21 protein-coding genes are annotated in these 26362 nt (G+C 66.5%); 8 read left to right on the top strand and 13 right to left on the bottom strand.

Going from position 1 to position 26362, the window contains the following annotated elements:
- Nucleotides 1-40 precede the first annotated feature (40 nt).
- The 3 genes from ABZ942_RS25970 to ABZ942_RS25960 all read right to left on the bottom strand — a co-directional run bounded on the left by ABZ942_RS25970 (nt 41) and on the right by ABZ942_RS25960 (nt 10484).
- Nucleotides 41-8854: a hypothetical protein gene (locus ABZ942_RS25970; protein WP_357386239.1), complete on the bottom strand. Its 8814-nt coding sequence runs from the start codon at nt 8852-8854 to the stop codon at nt 41-43.
- A 109-nt stretch (nt 8855-8963) separates the two neighbouring features.
- The gene (locus tag ABZ942_RS25965) at nt 8964-9269 is read right to left on the bottom strand and encodes a hypothetical protein (RefSeq protein ID WP_357386237.1); all 306 of its coding nucleotides are present in this window, start codon (nt 9267-9269) and stop codon (nt 8964-8966) included.
- A gap of 432 nt (nt 9270-9701) precedes the next feature.
- Nucleotides 9702-10484, bottom strand: a complete 783-nt coding sequence (locus ABZ942_RS25960; protein WP_357386235.1) for a MerR family transcriptional regulator — start codon at nt 10482-10484, stop codon at nt 9702-9704.
- A gap of 169 nt (nt 10485-10653) precedes the next feature.
- On the opposite strand from ABZ942_RS25960, the gene ABZ942_RS25955 reads away from it, so the two are divergent.
- The 4 genes from ABZ942_RS25955 (at nt 10654) to ABZ942_RS25940 (ending at nt 16820) form a co-directional block, all read left to right on the top strand.
- Nucleotides 10654-12219, top strand: coding sequence for an amino acid permease (locus ABZ942_RS25955; RefSeq protein WP_357386233.1), 1566 nt, complete (start codon nt 10654-10656; stop codon nt 12217-12219).
- Nucleotides 12220-12322: 103 nt separating this feature from the next.
- Nucleotides 12323-14638, top strand: a complete 2316-nt coding sequence (locus tag ABZ942_RS25950; protein ID WP_357386231.1) for a tetratricopeptide repeat protein — start codon at nt 12323-12325, stop codon at nt 14636-14638.
- A gap of 81 nt (nt 14639-14719) precedes the next feature.
- A complete protein-coding gene (dtd, locus tag ABZ942_RS25945) occupies nt 14720-15163 on the top strand; it encodes a D-aminoacyl-tRNA deacylase (protein ID WP_357386834.1) in 444 nt (147 codons plus the stop codon).
- 133 nt (nt 15164-15296) lie between these two features.
- Complete coding sequence (locus tag ABZ942_RS25940; RefSeq protein ID WP_357386229.1) at nt 15297-16820, top strand: hypothetical protein; 1524 nt, start codon at nt 15297-15299, stop codon at nt 16818-16820.
- 4 nt (nt 16821-16824) lie between these two features.
- Here the strand turns inward: ABZ942_RS25940 and ABZ942_RS25935 are convergent, their stop codons facing one another.
- Nucleotides 16825-17106: a PLD nuclease N-terminal domain-containing protein gene (locus ABZ942_RS25935; RefSeq protein ID WP_357386227.1), complete on the bottom strand. Its 282-nt coding sequence runs from the start codon at nt 17104-17106 to the stop codon at nt 16825-16827.
- A 420-nt stretch (nt 17107-17526) separates the two neighbouring features.
- Here ABZ942_RS25935 and ABZ942_RS25930 point away from each other — a divergent pair, with 420 nt between their 5' ends.
- From ABZ942_RS25930 to ABZ942_RS25920, 3 genes are read left to right on the top strand one after another with little or no spacing between them, the layout of a single operon-like run.
- The gene (locus tag ABZ942_RS25930) at nt 17527-17985 is read left to right on the top strand and encodes a DNA-directed RNA polymerase subunit beta (RefSeq protein WP_357386225.1); all 459 of its coding nucleotides are present in this window, start codon (nt 17527-17529) and stop codon (nt 17983-17985) included.
- Nucleotides 17961-18410 (top strand): DUF4254 domain-containing protein, encoded by a 450-nt coding sequence (locus ABZ942_RS25925; RefSeq protein WP_357386223.1) that lies wholly within the window; start codon nt 17961-17963, stop codon nt 18408-18410. The genes ABZ942_RS25930 and ABZ942_RS25925 overlap by 25 nt, the downstream gene beginning before the upstream one ends.
- Before the next feature lie 42 nt (nt 18411-18452).
- Nucleotides 18453-19244 carry a class I SAM-dependent methyltransferase gene (locus ABZ942_RS25920; RefSeq protein ID WP_357386221.1) on the top strand — a complete coding sequence of 264 codons (792 nt, stop codon included), beginning with the start codon at nt 18453-18455 and terminating at the stop codon, nt 19242-19244.
- Between the two features lie 509 nt (nt 19245-19753).
- Here the strand turns inward: ABZ942_RS25920 and map are convergent.
- The 9 genes from map to rpsH all read right to left on the bottom strand — a co-directional run bounded on the left by map (nt 19754) and on the right by rpsH (nt 25312).
- Nucleotides 19754-20554: a type I methionyl aminopeptidase gene (map, locus tag ABZ942_RS25915; protein WP_357386219.1), complete on the bottom strand. Its 801-nt coding sequence runs from the start codon at nt 20552-20554 to the stop codon at nt 19754-19756.
- 22 nt (nt 20555-20576) lie between these two features.
- Nucleotides 20577-21134 carry an adenylate kinase gene (locus tag ABZ942_RS25910; RefSeq protein ID WP_357386217.1) on the bottom strand — a complete coding sequence of 186 codons (558 nt, stop codon included), beginning with the start codon at nt 21132-21134 and terminating at the stop codon, nt 20577-20579.
- Nucleotides 21131-22453, bottom strand: coding sequence for a preprotein translocase subunit SecY (gene secY, locus ABZ942_RS25905; RefSeq protein WP_357386215.1), 1323 nt, complete (start codon nt 22451-22453; stop codon nt 21131-21133). The genes ABZ942_RS25910 and secY overlap by 4 nt, the downstream gene beginning before the upstream one ends.
- Nucleotides 22454-22636: 183 nt before the next feature.
- Nucleotides 22637-23080: a 50S ribosomal protein L15 gene (gene rplO / locus ABZ942_RS25900; RefSeq protein ID WP_357386214.1), complete on the bottom strand. Its 444-nt coding sequence runs from the start codon at nt 23078-23080 to the stop codon at nt 22637-22639.
- Nucleotide 23081: 1 nt separating this feature from the next.
- Entirely contained in the window at nt 23082-23261 is a 180-nt protein-coding gene (gene rpmD, locus ABZ942_RS25895; RefSeq protein ID WP_150404110.1) for a 50S ribosomal protein L30, read from the bottom strand.
- Complete coding sequence (rpsE, locus tag ABZ942_RS25890) at nt 23261-23920, bottom strand: 30S ribosomal protein S5 (protein ID WP_194834058.1); 660 nt, start codon at nt 23918-23920, stop codon at nt 23261-23263. Before rpsE ends, rpmD begins: the two co-directional genes overlap by 1 nt.
- Before the next feature lie 28 nt (nt 23921-23948).
- A complete protein-coding gene (gene rplR / locus ABZ942_RS25885) occupies nt 23949-24356 on the bottom strand; it encodes a 50S ribosomal protein L18 (RefSeq protein ID WP_357386211.1) in 408 nt (135 codons plus the stop codon).
- Between the two features lie 2 nt (nt 24357-24358).
- Entirely contained in the window at nt 24359-24898 is a 540-nt protein-coding gene (gene rplF, locus ABZ942_RS25880; protein ID WP_357386209.1) for a 50S ribosomal protein L6, read from the bottom strand.
- 15 nt (nt 24899-24913) lie between these two features.
- Nucleotides 24914-25312 (bottom strand): 30S ribosomal protein S8, encoded by a 399-nt coding sequence (gene rpsH / locus ABZ942_RS25875; protein WP_069161946.1) that lies wholly within the window; start codon nt 25310-25312, stop codon nt 24914-24916.
- A gap of 390 nt (nt 25313-25702) precedes the next feature.
- On the opposite strand from rpsH, the gene ABZ942_RS25870 reads away from it, so the two are divergent.
- Complete coding sequence (locus ABZ942_RS25870) at nt 25703-26284, top strand: Uma2 family endonuclease (protein ID WP_357386207.1); 582 nt, start codon at nt 25703-25705, stop codon at nt 26282-26284.
- The last annotated feature ends 78 nt before the right edge of the window (nt 26285-26362 follow it).

Below are 26362 nucleotides of genomic sequence, written 5' to 3'. Positions count from 1 at the left end.
GACACAGGGCCGAGTGCTGACCTGCTGCCTCCCGCCTCGGTCAGGCGAAGATGGCTACGCGGCGGGACGGGTCGGAAAGGACGTCGCGGACCAGGAGACCGAGATCCATTTCGGTGGGGAGGGAACGGTAGATCACGTCGAAGGCGGGGACGCCGGCGACGCTGACCACGAATCTGGTGTTGCGTTGATCGTAGGGATACCAGTCGACCGCGACCGGGCCATCGAGATCGATGTCGCGGTCGCCGACGCGCAACCCGAGTCTGCCGTTGTGACGGTAGAGCACCACCGCGGCATCGCCGAGATCGCCATAGACGCCGCCGAATTGAGGCGTGGCTGCCTGCGTCGCTTGGAGAGCACCGGTCATCGGATCGAACTCGGCGAACACACCGTAGCCGACGTATGGGCGCACGACAATTGTTGTGTCACTGCCGGTTTCGCGGGTGAATGACCGTCGGCCGTGACCGTTGCCGCCATTGCGGCCGCCGTTGCCACCCAGCTGGGGCGCGCCGCCCATCGGCGGTGGAGGCATGGGAGTCCACGGGGGCAGGGGTGACCCGGACGGATCGCCCGACGGAATCGGGCCGCCCGGTAGCGGATTCGACGGTCCGGGCACTCCGGGTATGCCGGGAACGCCGGGGGATGGAATCGGCGGATGCGGCGGCAACGACGGCGGGACCGGCAAGTTCGGTGGCACCGGCAGCCCCGGTGGGATGGGCCGCTCCGGTGGCACAGGCAAGTTCGGTGGTACCGGAAGCTCCGGCGGCTCCGGCAACTGCGGCGGTTCTGGCAGGTGCGGTGGCTCCGGCAACTGCGGTGGGACAGGAGGATTCGGCGGAAACGGCGGATTCGGTGGGAACGGCGGCACAGGTGACACCGGCGGGACCGGCGGCGTCGGCGGGACCGGCGGCACCGGCACCCGTGGTGGCATAGGCGGATTCGGCGGCGCCGGAATCTGCGGCGGCACCGGTGGGTGCGGCTGCGGCTGCGGCTGCGGCTGCGGCTGCGGCTGCGGCTGCGGCTGCGGCTGCGGAGGAACCTTCGGGGGCTCCGGCGGAACCGTCGGCGGTTGTGGGTCCGGTACCGGCCATGGTTTCGGCGTGATGTCCACCGGGTTGGGGAATTCGAACTCGTAGTCCCGCGGTGGATGCGGAATATGCGACCTCAGCGCCCGACCGGGCAACTGCGGCGGCCGTGAATGCCGTTGACCTGGAACAGTTTCCGGCGGCTCACTGCCGTCACCTCGACTCGTACGCGCGCCACCATCACCGGTCCCCTGGCTCAGCGCAGACTTATCTGACGACCCAGATTTGCGCGGCCACCGCTCAGACCCAGCCTCAGATTCCCGCTCAATGCCATGCCCTCGACTGGTACGCGAGCCGCCATCGGCGTTGTCCGGACTCGGTGCGAACTTATCGGCTGAACCCGGCTGGCGCGGTGGTGACTGTTCCGAATCCGTTGAGGACGCTCCGTTCGTCAGCGGTTCAGAACTAGACCTGCGCGGCGACTGTTCGGGGTCCATCGAGGACTCCCGGTTCGACGGCAGCTCAGTACCGGCCAACGGTTCCTCGGCTGCGGCGGGATCCTGGTGTACTGACGGATCGCGGTTCGCTGACCCTGGTGGGCGCGATGGCGGCCCTTGCGGGAGCACGGCGGTGGTGGACGGTTCTTCGTCCGGTCCATCGGAGTGGCGGCGGTCGAGCTCGTCGAACTTGGCGGTTATTTCTCGATGGGCGTCGTCTAGGTCCGCCATCAGTTGCTGGTGTTCGAGCTGCGCCTCGAGATCGCTGCGAATCTGTTCGAGGTGATCGAGCACCCGGCGCAGCTCGGCGTCAGCCGACTCGGCATGACGCTGGTATGCATCGTCCAGCTTCGACAGCTCGCGGGCCAGCGCTTCATCGATTCGGGTACGTGGATCCACCGAATCCGATTCCGGCACAACCCCATGCGTGTCGAGCTGTCCGGCCAACTCACGACCGACCTGCTCGAGGTGATCGAGCACCCGCTGCAGATCGGCATCGGCCTCGACCGAATGACGCTGATACGACTCATCGAGCGCAGCCAACTCACGCGCCAACGCCTCATCGATCCGAGTGCGCGGGTCCACCGAATCCGATTCCGGCACAACCCCATGCGTATCGAGCTGTCCAGCCAACTCACGACCGACTTGCTCGAGATGATCGAGCACCCGCCGCAGCTGGGCATCGGACTCATCCGCATGGCGGCGGTAAGCCTCGTCCACCTTGGCCAACTCACGCGACAACGCCTCATCGATCCGAGTGCGCGGGTCCGGCTGCGTATCCGCATCCGACCGATCGTCGCGCACTTCCGGTTCGGCGCTCGGCGGCTCCTCGGGAGTCTTTGACCGGTCCCTCGCCTCATGCGGTGGTTGTTCCGAATCAGGCTGCCGCACAGTGTTATCCGTGCCGGAACGGTCCCGCGAACCGCCAGATTCTCCCGGCCGCTGACCGTTGCCCTCGATGGCCGGACGCTCGGCGGCACCGTCTGATCCGGGCAGGCGCGGCGGCGGGTCGGTGGTCGAGGTGGGAGCCGGACCGTTCTCGTCGGGCCCGTCCCACCTCGGTGGAGTAGCACCGTCGCCGGGGTGTCCGGACTGCTCGCCCGCAGGCAGTTGCTCCGGTGCCCGATAGAACTGGTCGGCCAGGTCGGCAAGGTCGCGGATCTGCGCCGCCCGCTGCCGAACCTCGTCGCGCATCTTCGCGATTTCCGCGGCCAGCTCCTTGGGGCTCAGTCCTTCGTGTTTTTCGATCTTGCCGTCGCGGTATGCCTCGTACACCTTGCGGAAGGTCGCGTCGTCGGCCCCGGCGAGATCGACGCCGACCAGCCGGGCCCAGTCCCGGTTGGGATCCGGTCGGCCGGTCCCGGCGTCGCTGTCGCGATCCCAGGTGCCGTCGCCCTCGGGCCGGCCGGGGTGATCCGCGAGAGTCTGCCCGAAATCGAGCGCATCGCCGGAACGCAGTGCGTCAGCGATGATCTCGCGCAGCGCGTGGATCGCCTCGGGATCATGGATCGGCGGCTCGCCCGTCACCCGCGGGTCGGCGGACAGATCACCGCGCGGCACATCGGAGTACGGATCGATCTTGATCAACGCGCCCGCGTACTCGGTGAGCGCGCTCCGCACCAGGTCCTGCTTGCCGCCGCGCTCCAGCTGCGCGAGCAGCCTGCGCAATTTCTTGGGATCCAGGCTCTTCGCGTCGAGCCCGTGAACCAGCCTGCCCGCGTCGTTCTTGTGGTACTTCGGCGGGAACAGCTCCGACGGCTCGACCCCGAGCCGCTTCGCCAGCTGATCACGCGCGGCGGCAAAGGCGTCCGGATCGAGATCGCGCAGTTGCTTGGCGTACGCGACGATGTCGCCGACTTGCTGCGCCCGCAACGCATTTCGGAACGAACTGTCGGTCAGCGCCTCGGCAATGCGCTGCGGAGTCAGTTCCGCCTCGGGAATGCCGAGACGGGTGGCCAGTTGGCTGCGCGCGTCGCCGATGTCGTTGAACGACTCGATATCGTTCATCGAGCGGGCGAAATCGGCGAGCGCCTCGACCTGTCCGGCCCGAACGGCGTTGTCCAGCTTCATATCCGCGACCGTCTGCGCCAGCCGGTCCGGATGCAGCGCCTCCGGCTGCAGCCCGAGGGTCCGCGCCAAATCCACCAGGTCCGTGCGGACTTCGGCGCGTGGTCGCGGTGGTGCGTCCGGCGCCGATGGCCCGGGGTGCGGCGCGTCGGCGTTGTCGAGCACCACCGGCCGCCACTGACCGTCGCTGTCGCGCAACAGCGTTACCGCCAGATCGCGGCCATCGATCGTCTCGCGATGGTGATAGACGTCCGGCGTCTCGACCGGCTCGAGCTGGATGTTACCGTTCCGATCGGTGCGCGCCTTGTGGTAGTCGACCTCGACGTCACCTCGGTTCACCGCGCGCGCGAGGTCGGGATTGTCGGCCAGCGCGCGGGCCAGCGCGGCGGCTCGGTCCTGCGGCCCATCGATGACCACGAGCCGGTCCGGCACGTCCTCGCCGACCGGGATCCGGATCACCTGGTCGCCGAACGGTTCGCCGATCGGCGGTTGCTCGTCGGATTCGGGATGCACGCGAATCTCGGCGGCATCGGCGAATTCGGCGACCCGGTCGGCGCGCGCCTGATTCGCGGCCCGGAGCTCATCGATGCGCTGCGTGGTCACCGTGTCGATGTCGAGCCCGAACATCTGTGCCCAGCTGGACAATTCGTCACGCAGCTGGTCACGGCGCAGCGCGTGCTCGAAGTACGCGCGCGGTCCCTGGTCGCGGCCGAGCTCGTTGTCGTCCGGCCCGATATCACCCCACTCCTTCAGCGGGTCCGCGCCGTTGCCGACCGGCGTGTACTGCTGCACACCCGGTTCGCCCGCGAAGGCCGCGTTGATCTCTTTGAGGAAGCGGCCCATCGGATTTTCGTCGAAGAAGCTGACCTCGTCGGAGTACGGGATGGGTACCCCGGCCGGGTCGGGCTCGCCGCGGCGGGCGGGACGAGGGGCGTAATCGTCGTCGAACTCGTCCTCGTCGAGGAAGAAGTCCTCGTCCTCCTCGCGCCTGCGCGCGTCGGGCCCTTCGATTTCACCGGGGGGCCGATTCCGCTGCTCGCCTTCGTCGAGTGCGGGGCGTGAATCCTGGCCTGCTACCTCCTCATTGGTGTACGGCCTGGTCTGTTCCTCGTTGAATCGCCGGTGTGCGTCGGCGAGGCCCTCGATCGCCGCGGCCTCGCGCAGCGTGCGGTACTCCTGCTCGTCGATCACCCGGCGCACCGACGCGGGATCCTCATCGGGCAGGTCGAAGCCGAGCCGATCCGCCATGTCCGAAAGCGACTCGTGCTCGGGCGGTGGACCATCCGGCTCGGGGATGGGCTCCGGATGCTCGGGCGGTTCCTGCTCGAGCGCCCTGGCCTCGTCCTCGGAGACCAGTCCCAACCGCTCCATGTCGTCGACGATCCGCTGCCGCTGATCCGGATCGGACACGGCGAGTGCGTCTTTCAGGACGGCTCTGGCCTCGTCCGCCGAAATCTGTTCGACCTCGAAGAGATCGGTGATGGTCTCGCGCACCAGATCCGGGTCGGCGTCGCTGACCCAGAAGCGGTATTCCTCGCCGTCCGCAGTGCGCGGAGCCACGAAATCGCCCGCGACATCGGGGGTTCGGCCGGACAACTGACCGAAGATCGGGAGGTGTTCGCGGTTCTTCCAGATCGTCGCACCCTCTTTCAGGATGCGAGCGACGTTGGGCGCCTTGTCCGATGAATCCGGCGCGGGCCCCACATGCGGGACGTCAGGCGACTGCGGCACGTGTGGCGTGGGCGTGGGAGCCGGTTCGAACAGATGTGGCGCGTTGGCGACGCCATCGCGCAGCGCCGTCTGCCCGCGGCCGTCCTCACCGGAGCCGGACGGGTACTTGGGGTTGTCCCCCTCGTAGCCGCGAATGTAGATCTTGTCTCGAATGCGTTCCCATGCCCGGCGAACCGGCGACTTCCTCTCGACCTCACCCGAATCCTCTTGCCGCGCAGGCGGTTCGCCGTCATCGACGGGCACCGCGCGCCAACGATCCTCGCCGTCCGGATGCAGGGCCAGCGGCACCTGCTCGCCGTCGACGTCGAGAGTCAGCGGATGGGTATCGTCGGCCAGCACTGCCTCGTCCGGTTCCAGGGCCTTGGGCATGCCGGAGTCGTTGTCGCGGTTCGGGTTCGAGCCGTCGCCGGGATCGCCGGGCGAGGCCGGTGGCGGTAGTTCGTCGGGCGGCTTCTTGCCACCACCGTCCGCGCCCGGCGCAGGCTCGACCGGATCGCCGTCCGCGCCGGGCGGCCGTTGCCCGACATCGACATTGCGCATGGCCGGTTCCCGCGGCGGCACCTCGGTATCACCGTGCTGGTGCGGAACTCCGTTCTCGTCGAACAGGATCGTCCGGGTGACCTGCACCGGATAGTCGGAGCCCGGCAGGATCGGCGGGAAGTCGTGTGGCGGGCCGACGGTCGAATCGTGCACCACGATCTCGCCGTTCTCCTTGAGCAACACGTAGGCGTGCGCGCCGACATTGTGCTCGTCGGACTTGCCGTACACGTCGACCACCAGCGCGGCCACCCCGTCGGGGCGCTCGATCCGGTTGCCGTCGGCGTCGAGCACGAAGCTCCCGTCCGGCCTGGTCTCGTACCTCAGCGCGTCGCGAATCTCGTGGTGATCCGCGACATCTCGCAGCGGCGCCTTGGCCGCCTGCTCGATTTCGCCCTGGGACACGCCGTCCAGGCCGATTTCCCTGGTCGGCACGTCGATCACGTCGCTGCCGGTGACTTGGCGGATCAGTTCGAGACTGCGGATCGCGCAGTCGCGCGGCTGATCGGTGTCGGACGGATCCGGCCGTGCGGTGGTGTGGTCGTCCTCGGCGCCAGCGACGGGATCCGGGTACGTGGTCCGATCGGCGCGCGGCGACGAATCCGAACCTGTCACCGGGGCGAGCGGCGGCAAACCTGCGGCGTCGAGAAGCGACGGGCCGTCGCCCTCGTGTCGAGATTGCGGACCATCCGCAGGCGAGTCGACCTGCCGCGGCACGGAGTTATCCGCGTCGGCCCGTGCTCGCGGCGAGTGCTCACCGCTCGAACCCGACTGCACGCCCGACCGATGGTCGGTGCCATGGGGTGCGTCCGCTACGCCGGAGCGACTCGGCTCGGACCTGGTCCGCGGCGCGGTGCCGTCGCCGCGGACATCGCTCACGCGGGGACGATCGGTGGCCGGTCGCCCGTCGCCCGCCGGTCGTCCATCCGGAGTTCCGGCCCGCGGTTGCTCGACGCGCGGCGCGTCCGAGCCGGTGTGTGCCCGCACTTCGCCGGACGACGCGCGGGGTGAACTGGATGATGCTGGGGTGCTGCGGCTTTCGCCCCCCGTCGCAGGGTTGGCCGAGGTCGGATGGGCGGGAGCAGCACCCGGGTTGGCGGTATGGACAGGCGAGTTGGTGCCCAGTACACCATCGCCGTTGTGCAGCGAAACCTGGTCTTTGCCAGTCGATGTGGCGTCTATCCGTCCGTCGGAACCCGCGCCACGCACGGCATCCGCCTCCGCTGCCACGCCTGCCCGCCGGGTTGCGGCATCGCCCGAATCGGCATGCACCACAGCGCGATCGGCGCTTGGGGCGGCACTGTCGACTGGCCGAGCGCTGCCGTCGCCGTTCCTGATTCGGCCGTCCCCGTCGGCATGGGCCCGCGTCGAATCCCCGGCCGCCCGATCCGTGTTCGACGCGTCAACTGATCGACTTCCGGCGTCGCCCGATCTCTGACTGTCGCCAGATCCGTTGGTATCGCCTGAATTCCGGCCGTCACCCGCGCCACGGCTGTCACCGGACCCGTTGATCCCGTCCGAGTTCCGACTGTCGCCCGCTACGCGGTCATCGCCAGACCGATTGGTTTCGCTCGAGTTCCGCCCGTCACCTGCGCCTCGGCTATCCCCAGACCCATTGGTCTCGCCCGGATTCTGACCCCTGCTATCGCCAGACCCGTTGGTGTCACTCGAGTTCCGCGCGTCACCCGCTCCACGGCTATCGGCAGACCCATTGGTCTCGCCCGAATTCCGACTGTCGCCGGATCCGTTGCTCTCGCCCGAATTCCGCCCGTTGCCCGGTTCCGCGCCGTGCTGTCGGCCGCCGCTATCTCCCCCGGCCCGGCCGTTCGCGTCCCCGGCGGGTCTGGTCGCACCGCCGTCACCGGCCGTGCCACGGCCGCTGCCATCCCCCGCACCGGCGGGCAGTCCGGCACCATCCGGCCGAAGCCCGACGCGGACACCATCACTCGAATTCGCCCCATCACCGCCGGAGCCGTTGAAGATATCGTCGAAGCGAGCCCCGAACCCCGGTCTGTTGAACAGGTCCGGTCGCATGTTGCCCCAAGCATGCTGCGCGCCAACCTTGTTCAAGCCGGACATCGCGCCGTTCGAGGCGCCCGCGGTGAACATCCGCCAATCGACCTGGGTGTTCTTCAGGTTGTTCCACGCGTCGCCCACACCGTGGTGTGCGGTGTCGAGCCCGAACTGCGTGCCGGTGGCGGCGACGAATCCCGCACCGGCACCCACCAGACCGGCCGCGGGGCCGGTGATCGCGGCCCGCATCCACGGCTTCATCTCCGAACTCAGCCGATGGCCGAGCCAGTCCCCGAACGGGCCCGCCGCCGCACCGCCCGCGGCCGAGCTCACCGCGGTGACGACGACCTGGTCCCAGTTGATCTCCTTGCGGTGACCGTGCTCGACCTGCCACTGCTGTACACCGAGTTCCTGCAGCGTGCCGAGCACCGTATCGATCGCCACGTGCCGCAGCAGAAACTGCGCCAACTTCGACGCGACCAGCTTGCCCGCGTGCCGGATGATCGCGGAAACCACTCGCTCACCGATGATGCGCACGGCCAGCCGGGTGAGCCCGATCGCGGCCGCCTCGACCGCGGGCGCGGTCGGCGGAAACAGCCACGCCGCAGCCATTTCACCGGCCAGCAGGCCCAGCGACGACCAGTACATCATCTTGGCGTACTCGATCTCGGTGCCGACGCCGTTGGCGGATTCGCCGATCTGGTCGAAGAGTTCGGCCAGCTTGTTCAGCGACTGGTCCTTGTCCGAACCGTCGCCGGACCGCATGCTGTCGAAGCCCTTGATCATCTCCTCGACGCCGTCGCCCGAGGGATAGGCGGTAAGCGAGGCGCTCTTCGCGGCGTCGATATCGCCGAGGATGGTGCGCAGATCGGCGGCGGCGGTGTGCCAATCCTGGGCGAGGGCCCACATCTCGTCTTCGTTGCCCTCGGGCCACTCCATGCCGACAATCGGCTCGAGCCACTCCAGGAAGCCCGGCAGTTCGATCATGTTCGACTATTCCGATATCAGCGGCTCACGCGGGCGACCGGGCCGCCCCGCAACGGGTTTCGGCGGCCGGCCTCGGCCGGTCCGATCGTCATCCGTGCCGGACCCTCGGTCAGGAGAAACCGTCGCGGTTGCCGTGTTCCATCTTTTCGAGCAGCTCGGCGCTCTTGATCTGGCCGGTCGAGAAGTTGTCGAGCGAGCCTGCGATGTTCTGCGCGCCGGTGATCATGTTGTCCCGTGAGGAGGTATAGCCGGTCGCGAAGTTGCGGCCGAGTGAGTCGTTGCCCCAAGGGTTTCCGCGCGCGTTGAGCGATGCCTGCAGAGTGTGCAGCACCGTGTTGATTCGGTCGCGTGCGTCTCCGGTCTTCTGGGCTGCCTTGTAGAACAGAACCGAGTCGTACTGGAATTTGTCCGCCACCGCGTTCCCTCCGCGTATGTGCGGGTCACCCGCACCTACATCAGCTCGTACGCATCCGACGATGACACCCGATAGCAACCCCCCTGTTGCTCGCACGTGAACGGAAAGTGCCGCGACAGTTACATGCAACAACTGGGTACACTTAGCCGTTCATCTAACGAAATGCGCTACGCGCGTTGGCGTTCGGCGACTGAGCGAAAACGGCTAAGCCATCTCATCGGCGGGAATCTCGACCGCGCACGGCATCAGCTACGTCGCGGGAGTCAGCGAGCGCCTACGGGGCGGCCCGACTGCCAGGTTCCGGGGGCATGCGCAGATTGGCGTCGCTTTGTGCATGCCCCCAGATCCCGACTTTGATGTTACATCAATCAATGTGCCGCTGTCTAGCGGCAAGTTCCAAAACGGCAATCCCACCCGCAGGAACAGCTTGTTCTACTGGTCGGGCAGCTCGTCGGCCAGCTCGGCGATATCGCGTTCGAGGTACCACGCGACGAACCGATTGACCAGCTCGGCCGCAGCCTGACCAGGCACGACCCGCGCGGCAGCCACCCGCTCGGCCAGCACCGCCCGATCCTGCGGCGTACGCCCCGACTGCTGATACGACTGCCAGGCGGTCCGCTCGAACACGTCGACGAAGCGCCGGGCAATACGATCGCAATCGCCCCGCAACCGCTCCACCTCATCGAGCACCTGGGCCGACGACGCCCCCGCCGCCGTCAATTGCTCGGCGATCCGAACGAGCTGCTGGTCGGCCACCACGTAGGTGGCGGCATCGAGCGGCTCATACATCCCGGCCGCGACAACCCGGGCGAGACCATGCGGAACATCCCGGTATCGATCGGCGAGTTCCGTTGCAGCAACGACCTTTTCACGGACGGCATGCATCGAACCCGGATCGCTGGGCGCGCCGATCTCGGCCACGGCACCGGGCTCGACCATGCCCTCCTCGTCGGGCACTCCGAGGATGTCGCCGAGGTCGTCGCCGCGGTCCCAAGCCTCCAGCAATTCCCGGATGCCGTTCAGCTTGATGCCACGATCCAGCAACCGGCCGATGGTGCGTACCCGGTTGAGATGATCGGACCCATAGAAACCGGTGCGCCCCTTCACCTGTGGCGGCGGCAGCACGCCGCGCTCGTGATAGACGCGCAGGCTCCGCACGGTCGTGCCGGCCTCACGCGCCAGCTCGTCGATCGTAAACTCCGTACCTGCTGCCATAGCTCAAGGAAACCACACCGAAACCTGGCGTGATCGCTGTCCGAGGTCAGCCGAGCCCGTATGACGATCGAGTTTCATGAGATGACATTCATGTACATCTATTGAACGTGCCGTTAAACAGCGGTACGTTACGTAGCGATATGACTGCCGTCACATGAAAGGCCCAGGCATGACCATCGTTCGACCTCCCTCAGAGACGCAGGAGCCGGCCGCACGGGCCCTGCATGCCGAGGACGCGGGCTATCACAAGGCGCTACGCCCACGCCAACTACAGATGATCGCCATCGGCGGCGCGATCGGTACCGGGCTGTTCCTAGGTGCGGGCGGCAGACTGAAAGACGCCGGCGCGGGGCTTTTCCTGGCGTATGCCGTGTGTGGCGTCTTCGTGTTCTTCATCCTGCGGGCACTCGGTGAGCTGATCCTGCATCGTCCGTCGTCGGGCTCGTTCGTCTCCTACGCTCGCGAGTTCTACGGCGAGAAGCTGGCGTTCGGCGTCGGCTGGATGTACTTCTTCCACTGGTGTATGACCGGCATCGTCGATATCACGGCGATCGCCACCTATGTCCACTACTGGGGCAGCATGCAGGTGATCCCGCAGTGGGTGATCGCGTTCGTCGCGTTGGCCCTGGTGGTCGCCATCAACATGGTGTCGGTGCGCTGGTTCGGTGAGATGGAATTCTGGGCGGCACTGATCAAGGTGGTCGCGCTGGTGGGCTTCCTCATCGTCGGCACCATCTTCCTCGCGGGCCGGCGCCCGATCGAAGGCAAGAACACCGGAATCAGCGTGATCAGCGATCATGGCGGATTGCTGCCGAACGGCATCGTCCCGATCGTGCTCTGCACCACCGGCGTCATCTTCGCCTATGCCGCAGTGGAATTGATCGGTACCGCCGCCGGTGAGGCGGAGAACCCCGAAAAGATCATGCCGCGGGCCATCAACTCGGTGATCGCCCGTATCGCGTTGTTCTACGTCGGTTCGCTGGTGCTGCTCTCGCTGCTGCTGCCCTACACCGCTTTCAAGTCCGGCGAGAGCCCGTTCGTCACCTTCTTCTCCAAGATCGGTGTCGGCGGCGCGGGCACGATCATGAACCTGGTCGTGCTCACCGCCGCGTTCTCCAGCCTCAACGCAGGGCTGTACTCGACCGGCCGCATCCTGCGGTCGATGTCGATGAACGGCAGTGCGCCCGCGATGGCCGGACTGATGTCGAAACGAGGTGTGCCCTATGTCGGCATCCTCGCCACCGGCGCGGTCGCGCTGATCGGTGTCGGGCTCAATGCCCTGGTCCCGGACAAGGCCTTCGAGATCGTGCTGAACATGTCGGCACTGGGCACCATCACAGCGTGGGCGGCGATCGTGGTCTGCCAGCTCAAGCTGTGGCGTTGGTCGAAGGAAGGGAAGATGGCGCGCCCCTCGTTCCGGCTGATCGGCGCGCCGTACACGAGCATCGCGACGCTGGTATTCCTGGTCGCGGTGGTGCTGCTCATGCTGTTCAGCAGCAGCGATGTACAGCGTGGCGCGGTCATCGCGATGGGCGTGATCATGGTCCCGGCCATGGTCGTCGGCTGGTTCTTCGCGCGCGGGCGGGTCATGCATCTCGCGGAATTACGCGAAGGTTATACCGGTGCATTCCCGGTGGTAGCAGAGCGTCCGATGGAACATCGCGACCCTCGTATCGCCGAAATATCCCCCGCAAGCAACAACACCGCAACGAACAATGAGGCAGAATCGCGATAGGCCGACCTATCCCCGCCCGCTCCGCCACAACGGTTGTTCACCGGTGTCGCGGAGCGGAGCGGGTTCGGCCCGATGTTGTACGCGTTGGTGCTGAGAGGGTCGAATGCCGGAACACTTCAGTGGCTCCGATGACCTCAGCCCGGCCGCTCAATCGACCACACTCACCCAGGACCCCGCCGAAGCGGCGTACCGGGCCACTTATGCCTGGGCGACCCGACGAGCATTGCCCACCGAAACCACTCCCTGGTCACCCGAGCAAGACGATTCGACCGCGGCGGAGGCCGACCCGAGTTCGGAGCGCAGCGTTCGATCGCGGCCGAGTGTTCGCCGGCTCAGCGCGGGCCTGGTCGACCTGCCGCGGGTATCGCAGGTCGATCCGGCCACCGCGATACTGACCAATCCCGAAGTGCCCGAAGACAAACGGTTCTGCTGGAAATGCCAGAAGCCGGTCGGCCGATCGGCCGGCGACGGGCCCGTCGCATCGGCGGGCAAATGCCCGCATTGCGGATCACCGTTCAACTTCCGGCCGCTGTTGGCGCCCGGCGACCTGGTGGCCGACCAGTACGAGGTGCAGGGCTGCCTCGCGTACGGCGGCATGGGCTGGATATTCCTGGCCCGCGATCGCAATGTCAGCGACCGCTGGGTGGTCCTGAAAGGATTGCAGAACCCGCTCGATTTCGAGGCGCACGTCGTCGCGCTGGCCGAACGCCAGTTCCTGTCGGAAATGGCGCATCCGGGCATCGTCAAGATATTCAACTTCGTCAAACATCGCTCGGCGGACGGAATTCCGTGCGGGTACATCGTGATGGAGTACGTGGGTGGGCAATCGCTGAAGGAAATGCTCGATCTGCGCGCACCCGAGCACATTCCCGTCGCCGAGGCCATCGCCTATGTGATGGAGGTGCTGCCCGCTCTGGATTACCTGCACTCGTTCGGCCTGGCCTACAACGATCTGAAACCCGACAACATCATGGTCACCGAGGACGAGGTCAAACTCATCGACCTCGGCGCGGTAGCGGCACGGGAATCCGGCGGCAGTCTTTACGGCACCCTCGGATATCAGGCGCCCGAATTCACCAATACCGGTCCGACCATCGCCTCCGACATCCACACGGTCGGCCGGACATTGGCCGCGTTGACCCTGGACATGCCGACCGAACCGCGCGGCCCGAAACTTCCCGGCATCCCGACGGCCGACGAGGAGCCGGTGCTGCGCCGCTATCCCGCCTTCGAGCGGTTGCTGTTGCGCGCGACCGACCCCGACCCGGATCAGCGTTTCCCCACCGCCTACGCGATGTACCGCCAACTGGCCGGCGTGCTCCGCACTGTCCTCGCCGAGGACACGAATCGGGAATACCCGCAGACCTCTGCCGTATTCGGTTCGCTACGTGGCGATTTCGGCATCGACACGTTGATTCGGCAGACCGAAGGAGTCATCGAGGGTGTGCATCAGGTGCCCATGCTCGACCCGCCGAGCGTCGTCGCCGCACTGCCGGTGCCGTTGATCGATAGCGAGGATCCGAGCGCGGAACTGCTGTCTCCGCTGCTGCACGGCGACCCGCAGCAGACCCTGGACACGCTGCGGCAGAGCACCGCCGACATGAGCGCGGGCGCCATCGGCACACCCGAGACCTTCGATCTGGAAGGCACTTTGACCGCGGTCCGGGCGCATCTGGACCTCGGCGAGGTCGAGCAGGCCCGGGAATGCCTCGCGCGCTTGCTGCCCGATTACCGCACGGACTGGCGGATCGATTGGTACACCGGCATCGCGGACCTGTCCTGCGCCGACTACGCCAAGGCCTACGAACAATTCGATCGCGTCCACTCCATGGTCCCCGGCGAGATCGCGCCGCTGCTCGCGCTGGCCGCGACCGCCGAACTGCTGTTGCAGACGAACGCCGACGAGCCGAATCAGTGGCGGCGCGCTTCGACCGAGTACTACCGGTCCGTCTGGCGAAACACCCGCGGTGTGGCGAGCGCGGCCTTCGGTCTGGCACGCAGGCTCGCCGTCGACGGCGACGTGTTCACCGCGGTCTCCACGCTGCGGCAAGTGCCGGACTCGTCGCGACATCACAACGCCGCGCAGATGACCGCGTGCCTGCTGCTGGTTACCCGCCCGGTGACCGAGCTGACCCAAACCGACCTCGACGCGGCGGCGGCACACCTGCACGCACTGCCGGACGATCCGCGCCTGATGCAGCTGCAGGCCATCGTGTTGACCGCCGCGTTGGCCTGGCTCAGTAGAGGTGGGCAACCAGAATCGCGGGGCACCATCCTCGGGTTCCGCTATACCGAGACGGGCCTGCGCGGCGGACTGGAATCGACACTGCGCGCGGTCGCGCGGACCACACCGAACCGGCTGCATCGCTACGCGCTGATCGATCTGGCGAACGACATTCGTCCCCGCTCCCTCTGGTAGACAGCGGTATTGCCCACCCACGCCAGCGCGCATGGCGACCCGCGGCTCGCCGCGCCATCCGGCACGGCATGATCAATGGCTGTGCGTGTGCTGCTGCAACGAGTGAGCTCGGCCCAGGTGACCGTCGACGACGAGGTCGTCGGCCGCATCGATCCGGCCGCGTCCGGGGTGCCGCACGGCCTGCTCGCGTTGGTCGGCGCCACCCACGGCGACACCGAGGCGACCGCGAAAACGCTGGCCGACAAGGCATGGCGGCTGCGCATCCTCGACGGCGAACGCTCGGCCGCCGACCTGGCCGCGCCGATCCTGGTGGTCAGCCAGTTCACTCTCTACGCCGACACCGCGAAGGGCCGCCGTCCGTCCTGGAGCGCGGCCGCGCCGGGGCCCGTCGCACAGCCGCTCTTCGAGGCGTTCGTCCAAGCGCTGCGCGCACTCGGCGCGACGGTTTCGACCGGCCGGTTCGGCGCGCATATGCACGTCGAACTGGTCAACGACGGGCCGGTCACACTGCTGCTGGAAGGTTGACCGCGCGTACTCACGAGTTCCAACATTGCTGCCGCCGGTTCCGCGGAGGATCCTGGTGCGCCGAGCCGATAACCGTGACAGACTCGTGCGCAGTAGGTGCGGGTGGCTCGATGCCGCCGGTTAGCGGAGGATCATGCTGGAAACGAGGGACGCGATGGATCTGGACGCGCTGGAGCGTCGGGTCGCCGCGGATCGGTATGCGGCGCTTGATCGTTCGATCGAGGCGGATCTGCGACTGGCCACCTCGCTCGCCGATCTGGCGAAGGGTTTTATCGCCACGAAGACCGACGGGTCGGTCCGCGACCGGACCAGGGACGCGCTGGCGCCCGCCGAGGAGGCGGTCGCTATCCGGCTGCGCCTGCTCGCCACCGGACAGGTGTTGAACGCCCGTCTCGCGGGCGAGCTGAACGAGGCGCTCCGATCGGTCGAACTCGCGGCCCGGCACAGCGGTCGCCGGGAACTCGCGACCACCACCATCCGCCGCGCGTGCGAGGCCTATCGGCAGGTGGCACGCATCCATCCGGAGGTCGCCGGCCTGTGCGCCGACGGGCTGTCGAAATGCGGTGTGTGGCTTGGCCGTCTAGACCAAGATGCCGCCGTCGCGGCGACCGAAGAGGCCGCGCGAATCCGTAGCGCGCTCGCCGCTGCCACGCCGGAGCTCTCCGGTAAATACCTGGCCAGCCTGAGCACGTTGCTGCGGACGTTGATGGTCGGCCGTTCGCGCAAGCAGGCCCTGTCGATGTATCGCGAGCGGTACTCCGCGTTCACCTCCACGGGCATGTCGATCCGGTTGCGCGCGTGCGGAGTTCAAGATCTCGACCTGACGCCGAAGTCGTACAAGGCGCTCGCCGAACTCGGTGTCCGCACGCTGGAGCAGGCCGGGCGGCTGACCCAGCAGCAGATCCTGTTCAAGTCCTCGGGCGATCTGTCGACCGTCGAGGAGATCAACTGGAAGCTTGCCCTGGTCGGCCTGCGACCGCTGCTGCCCGGCGCGGAACCCGATCCGCCGTCCATGCCGGTACAGATCGGCACCAGCTTCGGCGCACTGAGCGTGTACTGCCCGGTGCCGGACGCGATCGCGCAGATCCGCGCGGCGATCATCGGCGCCTACGCCACTGACGACGCCTATCCGCTGGATCGGGAGAGCTATCTCGGTGAGCGCGAGGAACATTGGAAGATCACCGACGCCGAGGTGAACACGGCGGAGAAGCTCAGCGACGACGTGGTGCTGATCGATCAGCCCTACGGCGGCTGGGTGACGGTGATGAGCCTGCACTGGGAGCTGACGCCGGTCGGCAAGCATCCGCTGGCGCGGCGGCTGTCCCAGGACTGGCCGGTGGCCGCGATCACGGTGACCGAGCACGTCGCCTACGAGCTGTGCTGGTACGAGCACGGGGCGGCCACCCAGTACGCCGCGCTCGGCAGGCCGGCCGGGCAGGCGCCGCTGGACAAACCGCTGGCGCCGTTGGACTTCAAGATGCTGGCCGATCTGAACGCCGACCGCGCGAACGAGACGAAACTTCGCGCGGCGTTCGGCAATACCCAGATGTTCGCCAACCTCACCTATCTGCCGTCGAGCGGCCTGCGCCAGATCAGCGCGACCACCCCGCTCGCCGAGCACGGTGATCGCGTGCTGTTTTTCCGTACGACGCCGTGAGGCCTCACCCGGCGATGGTCGGCTGCACCGGCTGAATGGTCGAGTTGCGGCCCCAGATGAACCACACCACCGGTCCGAGGAACGGGAATGCGAGCATGAGTAGCACCCAGATCGCCTTACCGGCCGCCGCGTAGTTGCTGGACCGTAGCGCGCTCACCACACCGGCGATGAACAATGCGATGGCGCCGATGGCAATGGCAATGGCGAAGACGCCGAAGGCGATCGAGCCCGCCGTTTCGGCGGTACTGGCCAGGGCGGGAGCGGAAGCGAGAGCAATTGTTGTCATGCCATTCAGCGTAGGGATCGCGCCCGCCTCGACACATCGGTGACTAACCCTGAATTCGCTATCGCGGATATAACCATCGGTGTACGCCGCAGGGATGACCTCGTATGCGACAGTGAGAGCGGACCGACATCAGGGTGGCGGCAGACAATTCAGCATTAAAGTACCCCGTAGTCGCGGCAGCACCGTTTGCCCCGAATGCCGGAATCACGGAATGACATGGGGACCGCCCGTCAGTCGAGCGGACGGCGCGAAACCCGCAGGCGAACTTCTCGAGAACTAATTGAACGGAACGTTTATGCCCCGCCATGGAGTGCTCTACTGAGATCACGCCCGAACGGTGTCGTAGGTCACCCTCAGTGACCGTGACGGACCGGCTCGGGCGGCTTCACCAGACACACGATGCTAGTCGAGGCTCTTCTCATGGATCAACTGGCGTTGGCGGAAACCCCAGCCGCCCGATGCGCCTATTACCGCCATACCTGTGACCTACCCGCCGGATTTCTTCCGGAGATCGGCCGGATCATCGTCCGGGCCGGATTCGTCGGCGCGATCACCATGCCCGCCACGCTTGGTCAGCAGGTCCACGACGATTTGATACATCATCGAAATCCATTGGGCCCCGTTATTTCTCATGTGCGCTCGAAACGCTGGACCTTTCTGATCCGGCCCGACCTGCCCGACGACGTCCGCCTGTTCGCGGAGCTGTTCCGGCTCAACGTGTCGATCGTGCCGATCGGTGGCGAGATCGCGCTGCCGTCTCCCGCCGACGCGCACGCCGGGTACCGCGAGTGGATTGTCGCCCCGGAGAACACCTTTCGTCCGTCCGGCGCGGCCATCGTGGACACCGTGCGTTCGTGCCGGAACATGGGACCGCGATGACCACGGGCCAGCTTCCCGCGAAACATCAAGTGCTACAAGCATGTCGGGGTGAGCCGCCGGAGAACAACCCACTGCTGCGCGGCGCACACGAGCTGACCACGCTGCACGAGCGACGGCTCGGCGCGGGCCGCGAGGCGACCGACGAAATCGACGCGCTCCGAGCGAGTTTGGTGCGCGACATCGACCGTTGGATCACCGTGCAGCTGCCGCCCGCGCACGGCGCCGCGCATGTGCACACCGAGACGGTCGGCGCCGTGATCGATCGGCTCGCCCAGTTCACCGCCAACGCCTATGCTGCACTGGCGAGCGCCTCCGAATGGGACCTGTGGGACGCGTGGCAGCGCCTCGCGGAACTCGCCGTCGGCTACGACGACCTGGCCGCGGAGGTGAGCGCGGGCGTACGCCGGTTGCCCGGCGCGTCGTAAATCTCCCCCGCGCGGCGGCTGCCCGGACTTAGGGTGGGGCGCATGGGGAATACGACGGATCGAGATGCGAGCAAGCATGCCCTGCATGCCCGTCGGGCCGCCTCCTTCGGCGCCAACGCGACGGACTACGCCGAACACCGGCCGGACTATCCGATAGCGGCCATCCGCTGGGCACTGGAGGCCGTGCCGGCCGTGCCCGCGCCGATCGTGCTCGACCTCGGCGCGGGCACCGGCAAGCTCACCGAGGGGCTGCTCGCCGCCGGTGCCACGGTGATCGCGGTCGAACCCGACGACGGCATGCGCGTGGAGTTGACGCGCCGACTGCCCGGCGTACGCGTGTATGAGGGGACGGCGGAGGCGATTCCGCTCGCGGACGGATCGGTGGACGCGATCGTCGCCGGGCAGGCGTTCCACTGGTTCGATCAACAGCGTGCTTTTCCGGAGTTCGCGCGGGTGTTGCAGAAGGGCGGCGTTTTCGCGGCGCTGTGGAACACCGATGACACGCGGGTCGACTGGGTCGCCGAGTTGGGGCGCGTTTCCCGGTCGGAGGCCTCGACACCCCCGCTGGAACTCGGATCGGCGAAACTACCCGAGCACCCGCTGTTCGAGGCCTTCGAGAGCGCCCGATTCCCGCACACCCAGCGGCGGACCGCGGAATCGCTGACCGCGACCATCGGAACGCACTCACACACCCTGGTGGTGCCGTCGCAGCAGCGGGCCGAAGTGCTGCAGCGCATCTCCGACTACCTGCACAGCAGGCCGGAGACGGCCGAAGGCGAATTCGACCTTCCCATGCTGACTTTGGTGCTCCGCACCACCCTTCGGCCCCGCTGACCGATTCGTCCGGCCGGCTCGGCCACCCACCGACTACCTGCCGCAAGGGAATTCGCACACCCCACACACAATTTCCGGACATCGCGCCTGTCCGATGCGTGGGTGCTGAACACGAACCGCGTGGTGCGCCAACCGGATTCGAGTAGTGGTCTACTCGCGTCGCACCCACCCGCCGGAACATACGCTGACGGCATAGTTCAGAACGTAGCGATCAGGCCGCAACGTCGACCTGATTCCGACACCCGGGCAGCGCCGCCCGAGACCAAACGTCACGGTCGCGCGCCACCGGCGCAAGGAACGACGACACCGGTCCAGCGAAGCAGCTGGGTATCGCCATCAGGCGAGATCGTCCAGTAGGGGCCACCCGCTGGCGTCGGTGCGGTTCGACTCCTCGCCAGGCAGCGTCACCGACCGCCAGTGTTGCCGAACAACGTTGCGCCGCACGATCTTCCGCAGGGAGGGGTCGGCATGGATCGGCGGCGCCAAGGTAGGGCCGCCGTATGTTTCGCTTACTCCGGGCGCAACGTGAGGATGCGGGGACCGTTCTCGGTGACGGCTACCGTGTGCTCCCAGTGGGCGGCGCGGGTGCCGTCCACCGTGACGACCGTCCAGTCGTCGTCGAGGACCTGGGTTTGGGTGGTACCGAGGGTCAGCATCGGCTCGATCGCGAGGACCGATCCCACCACGAGCTTCGGGCCCTTGCCCGGATCGCCCTCGTTGGCCAGGAACGGATCCAGGTGCATCTCGCGGCCGATGGCGTGCCCGCCGTAGCCGTCGACGATGCCGTAGGCGCGGCCGTGCAACTGTTCGGCCGCGCGGGTGCCGAGCTCGATGGCGTGCGAGACGTCGGAGAGTCGATTACCGGGCACCATCGCCTCGATACCGGCTTCCATGGACAGCTTGGTCGCCTCGCTCAGCAGCCGGTCGGCGTCGATGATGTTGCCGACGCCGAACGTCCACGCCGAATCACCGTGCCAGCCGTCGAGAATGGCGCCGCAGTCGATGGAGACAAGGTCGCCCTCGGTCAGGATCTCACCCGCGGTCGGAATCCCGTGCACCACACGGTCGTTCACCGACGCGCAGATCGAGCCGGGAAAACCGTGGTAGCCCTTGAAGGACGGCACCGCACCCGCGTCGCGGATGACCTGCTCGGCGACCTCGTCGAGCTCCAGGGTGGACACCCCGGGCTTGGCGGCGGCGCGCACGGCGACCAGGGCGCGGCCGACGATCGCGCCGGCCGCCGCCATGGCTTCGAGTTCACCGGTGGTGCGAAAAGGCACCACCTTCTTGCTCTTCCGGCCGAAGACCATCAGTGCACCGTCGTGACGAGCATCAGCGGCCCAGGGCGTGCAGCACGCGGGCATGCACCTCGTCGATGCTGCCGACCGCGTCCACCGGGACGACCAGGCCGTCGTAATGCTCGAGCAGCGGCGCGGTCTCGTCGCGGTAGACCACCATCCGGTTGTGGATGACCTCGGCGTTGTCGTCGCTGCGACCGCTGGTGCGGCCACGCTCGACCAACCGCTCGATCACGGTCTCCTCGGGCACGTCGAAGCTCAGCACCGCATCGAGCTTCTTGTCCATCTCGGCGAGGATCTTCTCCAGCGCGTCGGCCTGATCGACCGTGCGCGGGTAGCCGTCGAGCACGAAGCCGTTCGCGGCGTCGGTCTCGTTGACCCGCGCCTCGACCATGCGGTTGGTGACATCGCTCGGCACCAGATCGCCGGCATCCATGTACTTCTGTGCTTCGCGGCCGAGCAGCGTCTGCTGGCTGATGTTCGCGCGGAACAGATCCCCGGTGGAGATGTGCGGAACGCCCAGTTTTTCCGAAAGCAGGACGGCCTGAGTGCCCTTGCCGGCACCCGGCGGACCGAGCAGTACAACTCTCACTTGAGGAACCCTTCGTAATTTCGATTCATCAGCTGACTTTCGATCTGCTTCACCGTGTCCAGGCCGACGCTCACCATGATCAGCACCGCGGTGCCGCCGAACGGGAGGTTCTGACCGTTACCGGAAGCGCCGATATCGAGGAAAAGATTCGGCAGGACAGCGACAAGACCGAGGTAGACCGAGCCGGGGAGGGTGATGCGACTCAGCACATGGTTGAGGTAATCCGCGGTGGGCTTGCCGGGGCGGTACCCCGGGATGAAGCCACCGAACTTCTTCATCTCGTCCGCGCGTTCCTCCGGGTTGAAGGTGATCGCGACGTAGAAGTAGGTGAAGAACACGATCAGACCGAAGTAGATCGCGATGTAGACCGGGTTGCCCGGGTTCACCAGGTACTTGGCGATGATGTCCTGCCACCAGCTCGGATTCGGGTTGTTCTTCGAGGAGGTGAGCTGGGAAACCAGGTTGGGCAGATACAGCAGCGAGGACGCGAAGATGACCGGGATGACGCCGGCCTGGTTGACCTTCAGCGGAAGATAGGTCGAGGAGCCGCCGTACATCTTCCGGCCGACCACACGTTTGGCGTACTGCACCGGAATTCGGCGCTGGCCCTGCTCGACGAAGATGACTGCGGTGATGATCGCGAACGCGGCGACACACACCAGGCCGAACACCAGACCGCCACGGCTGTCCAGGATGGACTTGCCCTCGGTGGGGATGCGCGCGGCGATACCGGCGAAGATCAGCAGCGACATGCCGTTGCCGACACCGCGCTCGGTGATCTGCTCGCCGAACCACATCACCAGGGCCGCACCGGCGGTCATCACCAGCACGATGATGATCATGCCGAAGATGCCGTTGTCGGCGATGATGTTCTTGTCGCAGCCCTGCAGCAGCTGCTTGCGGGAGGCGAGCGCGACCAGACCGGTGGCCTGCAGGATCGCCAGCGCGATCGACAGGTACCGGGTGTACTGCGTCATCTTGTTCTGGCCGGACTGGCCTTCCTTGCGCAGTTCCTCGAACCGCGGGATGACGACGGTCAGCAGCTGGATGATGATGCTCGCGGTGATGTACGGCATGATGCCGATCGCGAACACCGACAGCTGCAGCAGCGCGCCACCGGAGAACAGGTTGATCAGCTGGTAGATACCGCCGGAATCACCGCCGGATACCTGCTTGATGCAGTCCTGGACGGCCCTGTAATCGACGCCGGGGGACGGCAGCGCGGCACCCAGACGGTACAGCGCGATCAACCCCAGCGTGAAGAGAATCTTCCGCCGTAAGTCCGGAGTCCGGAAGGCCGATACGAAGGCGGAAAGCACAGATCCTCCTGGCGAACGACATGGTGGTCAGGACATGGGAATTCAAGCAATACCCCAGATCCGACGGTGCGGCATCTGGGGACGCTGAAAACCATGACGAGGCTTGGCAGACAACAACTTGAACTCTAACAGTGGCACCGGACGAGCTTTCACTCGTCCGGTGCCATTGACTGCAGAGTACCGTCAGCCCAGCTCGGTGACAGAGCCACCGGCCGCAGTGATCTTTTCCTTGGCCGCGCCGGTCACCTTGTCGACGGTCACCTGGACCGCGACGCCGATCTCGCCGTCGCCGAGGACCTTCACCAGCTGGTTCTTGCGAACCGCACCGGCCGCCACGAGCTCGGCCTTGCCGATCTGGCCGCCCTCGGGGAACAGCTTGGCGATGACGCCGACATTCACGACCTGGTATTCCGTGCGGAACCGGTTCGTGAAGCCCTTGAGCTTGGGCAGCCGCATGTGCAGCGGCATCTGCCCACCCTCGAAGGAGGCGGGGACGTTCTTGCGTGCCTTGGTGCCCTTGGTACCACGGCCCGCGGTCTTACCCTTGGAACCCTCACCACGGCCGACCCGAGTCTTCTCGGTCTTGGCACCGGGCGCGGGACGCAGGTGATGCAACTTGATGGTCATGTCAGACCTCCTCAACTGTCACGAGGTGGCGCACGACGTTGATGAGTCCCCGGTTCTGCGAGTTGTCCTCGCGAACCACGGTCTGCCGGATCTTGCGCAGACCGAGCGTGCGCAAACTGTCACGCTGGTTCTTCTTGGCGCCGATCGTGCTCTTGATCTGGGTCACCTTGAGATCTGCCATTACCTGGCACCTCCCGCAGCCTGGGCGCGCGCACGCAGCATGCCCGCAGGGGCAACGTCCTCGAGCGGCAGGCCACGGCGAGCCGCGACCTCTTCCGGACGCTGCAGCATCTTGAGCGCCGCAACGGTCGCGTGCACGACGTTGATGGCGTTGTCGCTACCGAGCGACTTCGCCAGGATGTCATGGATGCCAGCGCATTCCAGCACGGCACGAGCCGCACCACCGGCGATCACACCGGTACCGGGCGAGGCCGGACGCAGCATGACGACACCGGCCGCCGCCTCACCCTGAACCGGGTGGACGATGGTGGAGCCGATCATCGGGACGCGGAAGAAGCTCTTGCGAGCCTCCTCGACACCCTTCTGGATGGCCGCGGGAACTTCCTTGGCCTTGCCGTAGCCGACGCCGACCAGACCGTTGCCGTCACCGACGATCACGAGGGCGGTGAAGCTGAAGCGACGACCACCCTTCACGACCTTCGAGACGCGGTTGATCGCGACGACGCGCTCGAGCTGGTTCTTCTCGGCCTGCTGGTCACGACGGTCGTTGCCGCCGCGGCGGTCGCGGCCGCCACCACGCTGGTTGTCGCCGCCACCGGCGGCACCATTCTGCTGTCCGGCGGGTCCGCTGCCGCCGTCACGCCGTTGACGTCCCGGCATCAGACGTTCCTTCCGTTGGTCTTGATCATCAGAACTTCAACCCACCTTCGCGAGCAGCGTCGGCGAGCGCCGCGATGCGGCCGTGGTAGTCGTGACCACCACGGTCGAACACGACGGCCTCGACGCCGGCAGCCTTGGCACGCTCGGCCAGCAGTGCGCCGACCTTCTTGCTCTTGGCCGACTTGTCGCCGTCCAGCGCACGCACGTCGGCCTCGATCGAGGACGCGGCGGCGATGGTCTGGCCGATCGAATCGTCGATCAGCTGCGCGTGCAGGTGCCGCGAGGAGCGGTTGACCACCAGGCGCGGACGCTCGGTGGTGCCGGCGACCTTCTTGCGCAGACGGAAGTGACGGCGGGTCTTCGACAGACGACGCGTCGTCGACACGTCCTTGCCACGCGGCTTGCGCTTGGCGATCTGGTTTTCGGTTTGCGCCATGATCACTTACCCGTCTTTCCGACCTTGCGGCGAACGACCTCGCCGGCGTAGCGGATGCCCTTGCCCTTGTACGGGTCGGGCTTGCGCAGTCCGTGGATCACAGCGGAGATCTGGCCGACCGCCTGCTTGTCGATACCGGACACGGAGAACTTGGTGGGCGATTCCACCGCGAAGGTGATGCCCGCCGGGGCCTCGATCGGCACCGGGTGGCTGTAGCCGAGGGCGAACTCCAGGTTCGAGCCCTTGGCCTGCACGCGGTAACCGACACCGAAGATTTCCATCTTCTTCTCGTAGCCCTTGGTCACGCCTTCGACCATGTTGGCGACGAGGGTGCGGGTCAGGCCGTGCAGCGAGCGGTTCTGGCGCTCGTCGTTCGGGCGAACGACCTCGAGCTGGCCGTCTTCACCCTTGCTGATGGTGATCGGCTCGGAAACGGTGAGCGACAGGGTGCCCTTGGGACCCTTCACCGAGATGTCCTGGCCGTCGATGGTGATCTCGACACCGGCCGGAATTGCGATGGGCTTCTTGCCAATACGCGACATTTGTCCTACCTCCCCTTACCAGACGTAGGCGAGGACTTCCCCGCCTACACCTTGCTTGGCCGCCTGGCGATCGGTGAGCAGACCGGTCGACGTGGAGATGATCGCCACGCCGAGGCCGCCCAGGACCTTGGGCAGGTTGGTGGACTTCGCGTACACACGCAGACCCGGCTTCGAGACGCGGCGCAGGCCCTGCAGGCTGCGCTCACGGCTGGGGCCGTACTTGAGGTCGACAACGAGGGCCTTGCCCACGGTCGCGTCCTCGGTCCGGTAATCGGCGATGTAGCCCTCGCGCTTGAGGATCTCGGCGATGTTCGCCTTGAGCTTCGAGTGCGGAGCCTTCACCTGATCGTGGTACGCCGAGTTGGCGTTGCGCAGACGAGTCAAGAAGTCCGCGATCGGATCAGTCATGGTCATGGTTAGACCTCGACACCTTTCTCGCTACGGTTCCCATGCAACACCGGCGAGCACAAGGCATGCCGATCGTGGGCCTACAGCAATTGGGCTGGTCCGGTCGACGCTTGCCGACCGGATGAGTTCTCAAAATGAGTTCTCGGTGCCAGGGCGGGCCGCAGGGGTCTGGCCATCACTGCACACAGACCTGCGGACACAGAGGTGCCCAGGCAACCGGTCTAGTGTAGACAACGCCCAGCTGGCGGCCAAATCCGGGGCATTCGCTGCTTCCACACAGGGCATGAAGGAGCCCCAGGCGCATGATTGCTCAGAGGGCGACACTGGGGCGTTCGGAAGCTACGGTACCGCCACTACGCAGCTCGGTTAGCGGACCGACTGGGTACGCTTCCAAGTATGACGATCGATGCGTCGGCCGGCCTGCCGCACGAGATGACCGAGGAGGAGTACCGCAGCCTCCCCGAGGACATCTCGCGCGAGATCGAGGTTGTGCACGGGCATGTGATCGTCTGCGAATCTCCGGTACCGGAGCACAATCGGGTCGCACGTAGGCTCGCTGGCGCCATGGAGCAGTTGCCGAGTACCGAACCATGTGTGCGCGTCGAAACCGATATCGACGTTGTCCTTTGGCGGGTACCGAAGTTCACCTTCCGCCGACCGGATGTGACGGTTTACCGCTGTCTGCCGGAACGCGGCGCAAAGCCGGAAGCAGGCGATGCGCTGATCGTCATCGAGGTTTCGTCACCGTCTACCGCGGCCGAGGATCTGCTCGACAAAAAGGTGCAGTATGCCCGCGCAGGCATTCCGGCGTATCTGGTCGTTTCTCTCGACACCAAGTACGACATCGAAGAGGTCCGCGAGTTCCGACTCGACGCGCACGCCGCCGAGTACCGACTACACCGGTTGCACCGCGAAGGTTTCCTCGAGCTCGAGCACGTCGTGCTCGGTGAGATCAGCTTCGCCGACCTGACCCGATAGCCGCGCAGCTCGCCCTCCAGCCCACCTCGGGCCCGTCCGACTCTTCGCATATATTTGCACCGATCAAATCGGTCGACC

It is taken from the genome of Nocardia sp. NPDC046473 (assembly GCF_040645995.1).
GTDB lineage: Bacteria > Actinomycetota > Actinomycetes > Mycobacteriales > Mycobacteriaceae > Nocardia.
Note: the sequence above shows the minus strand (reverse complement) of the source record. Positions and strands in the feature narration are given on the sequence as shown.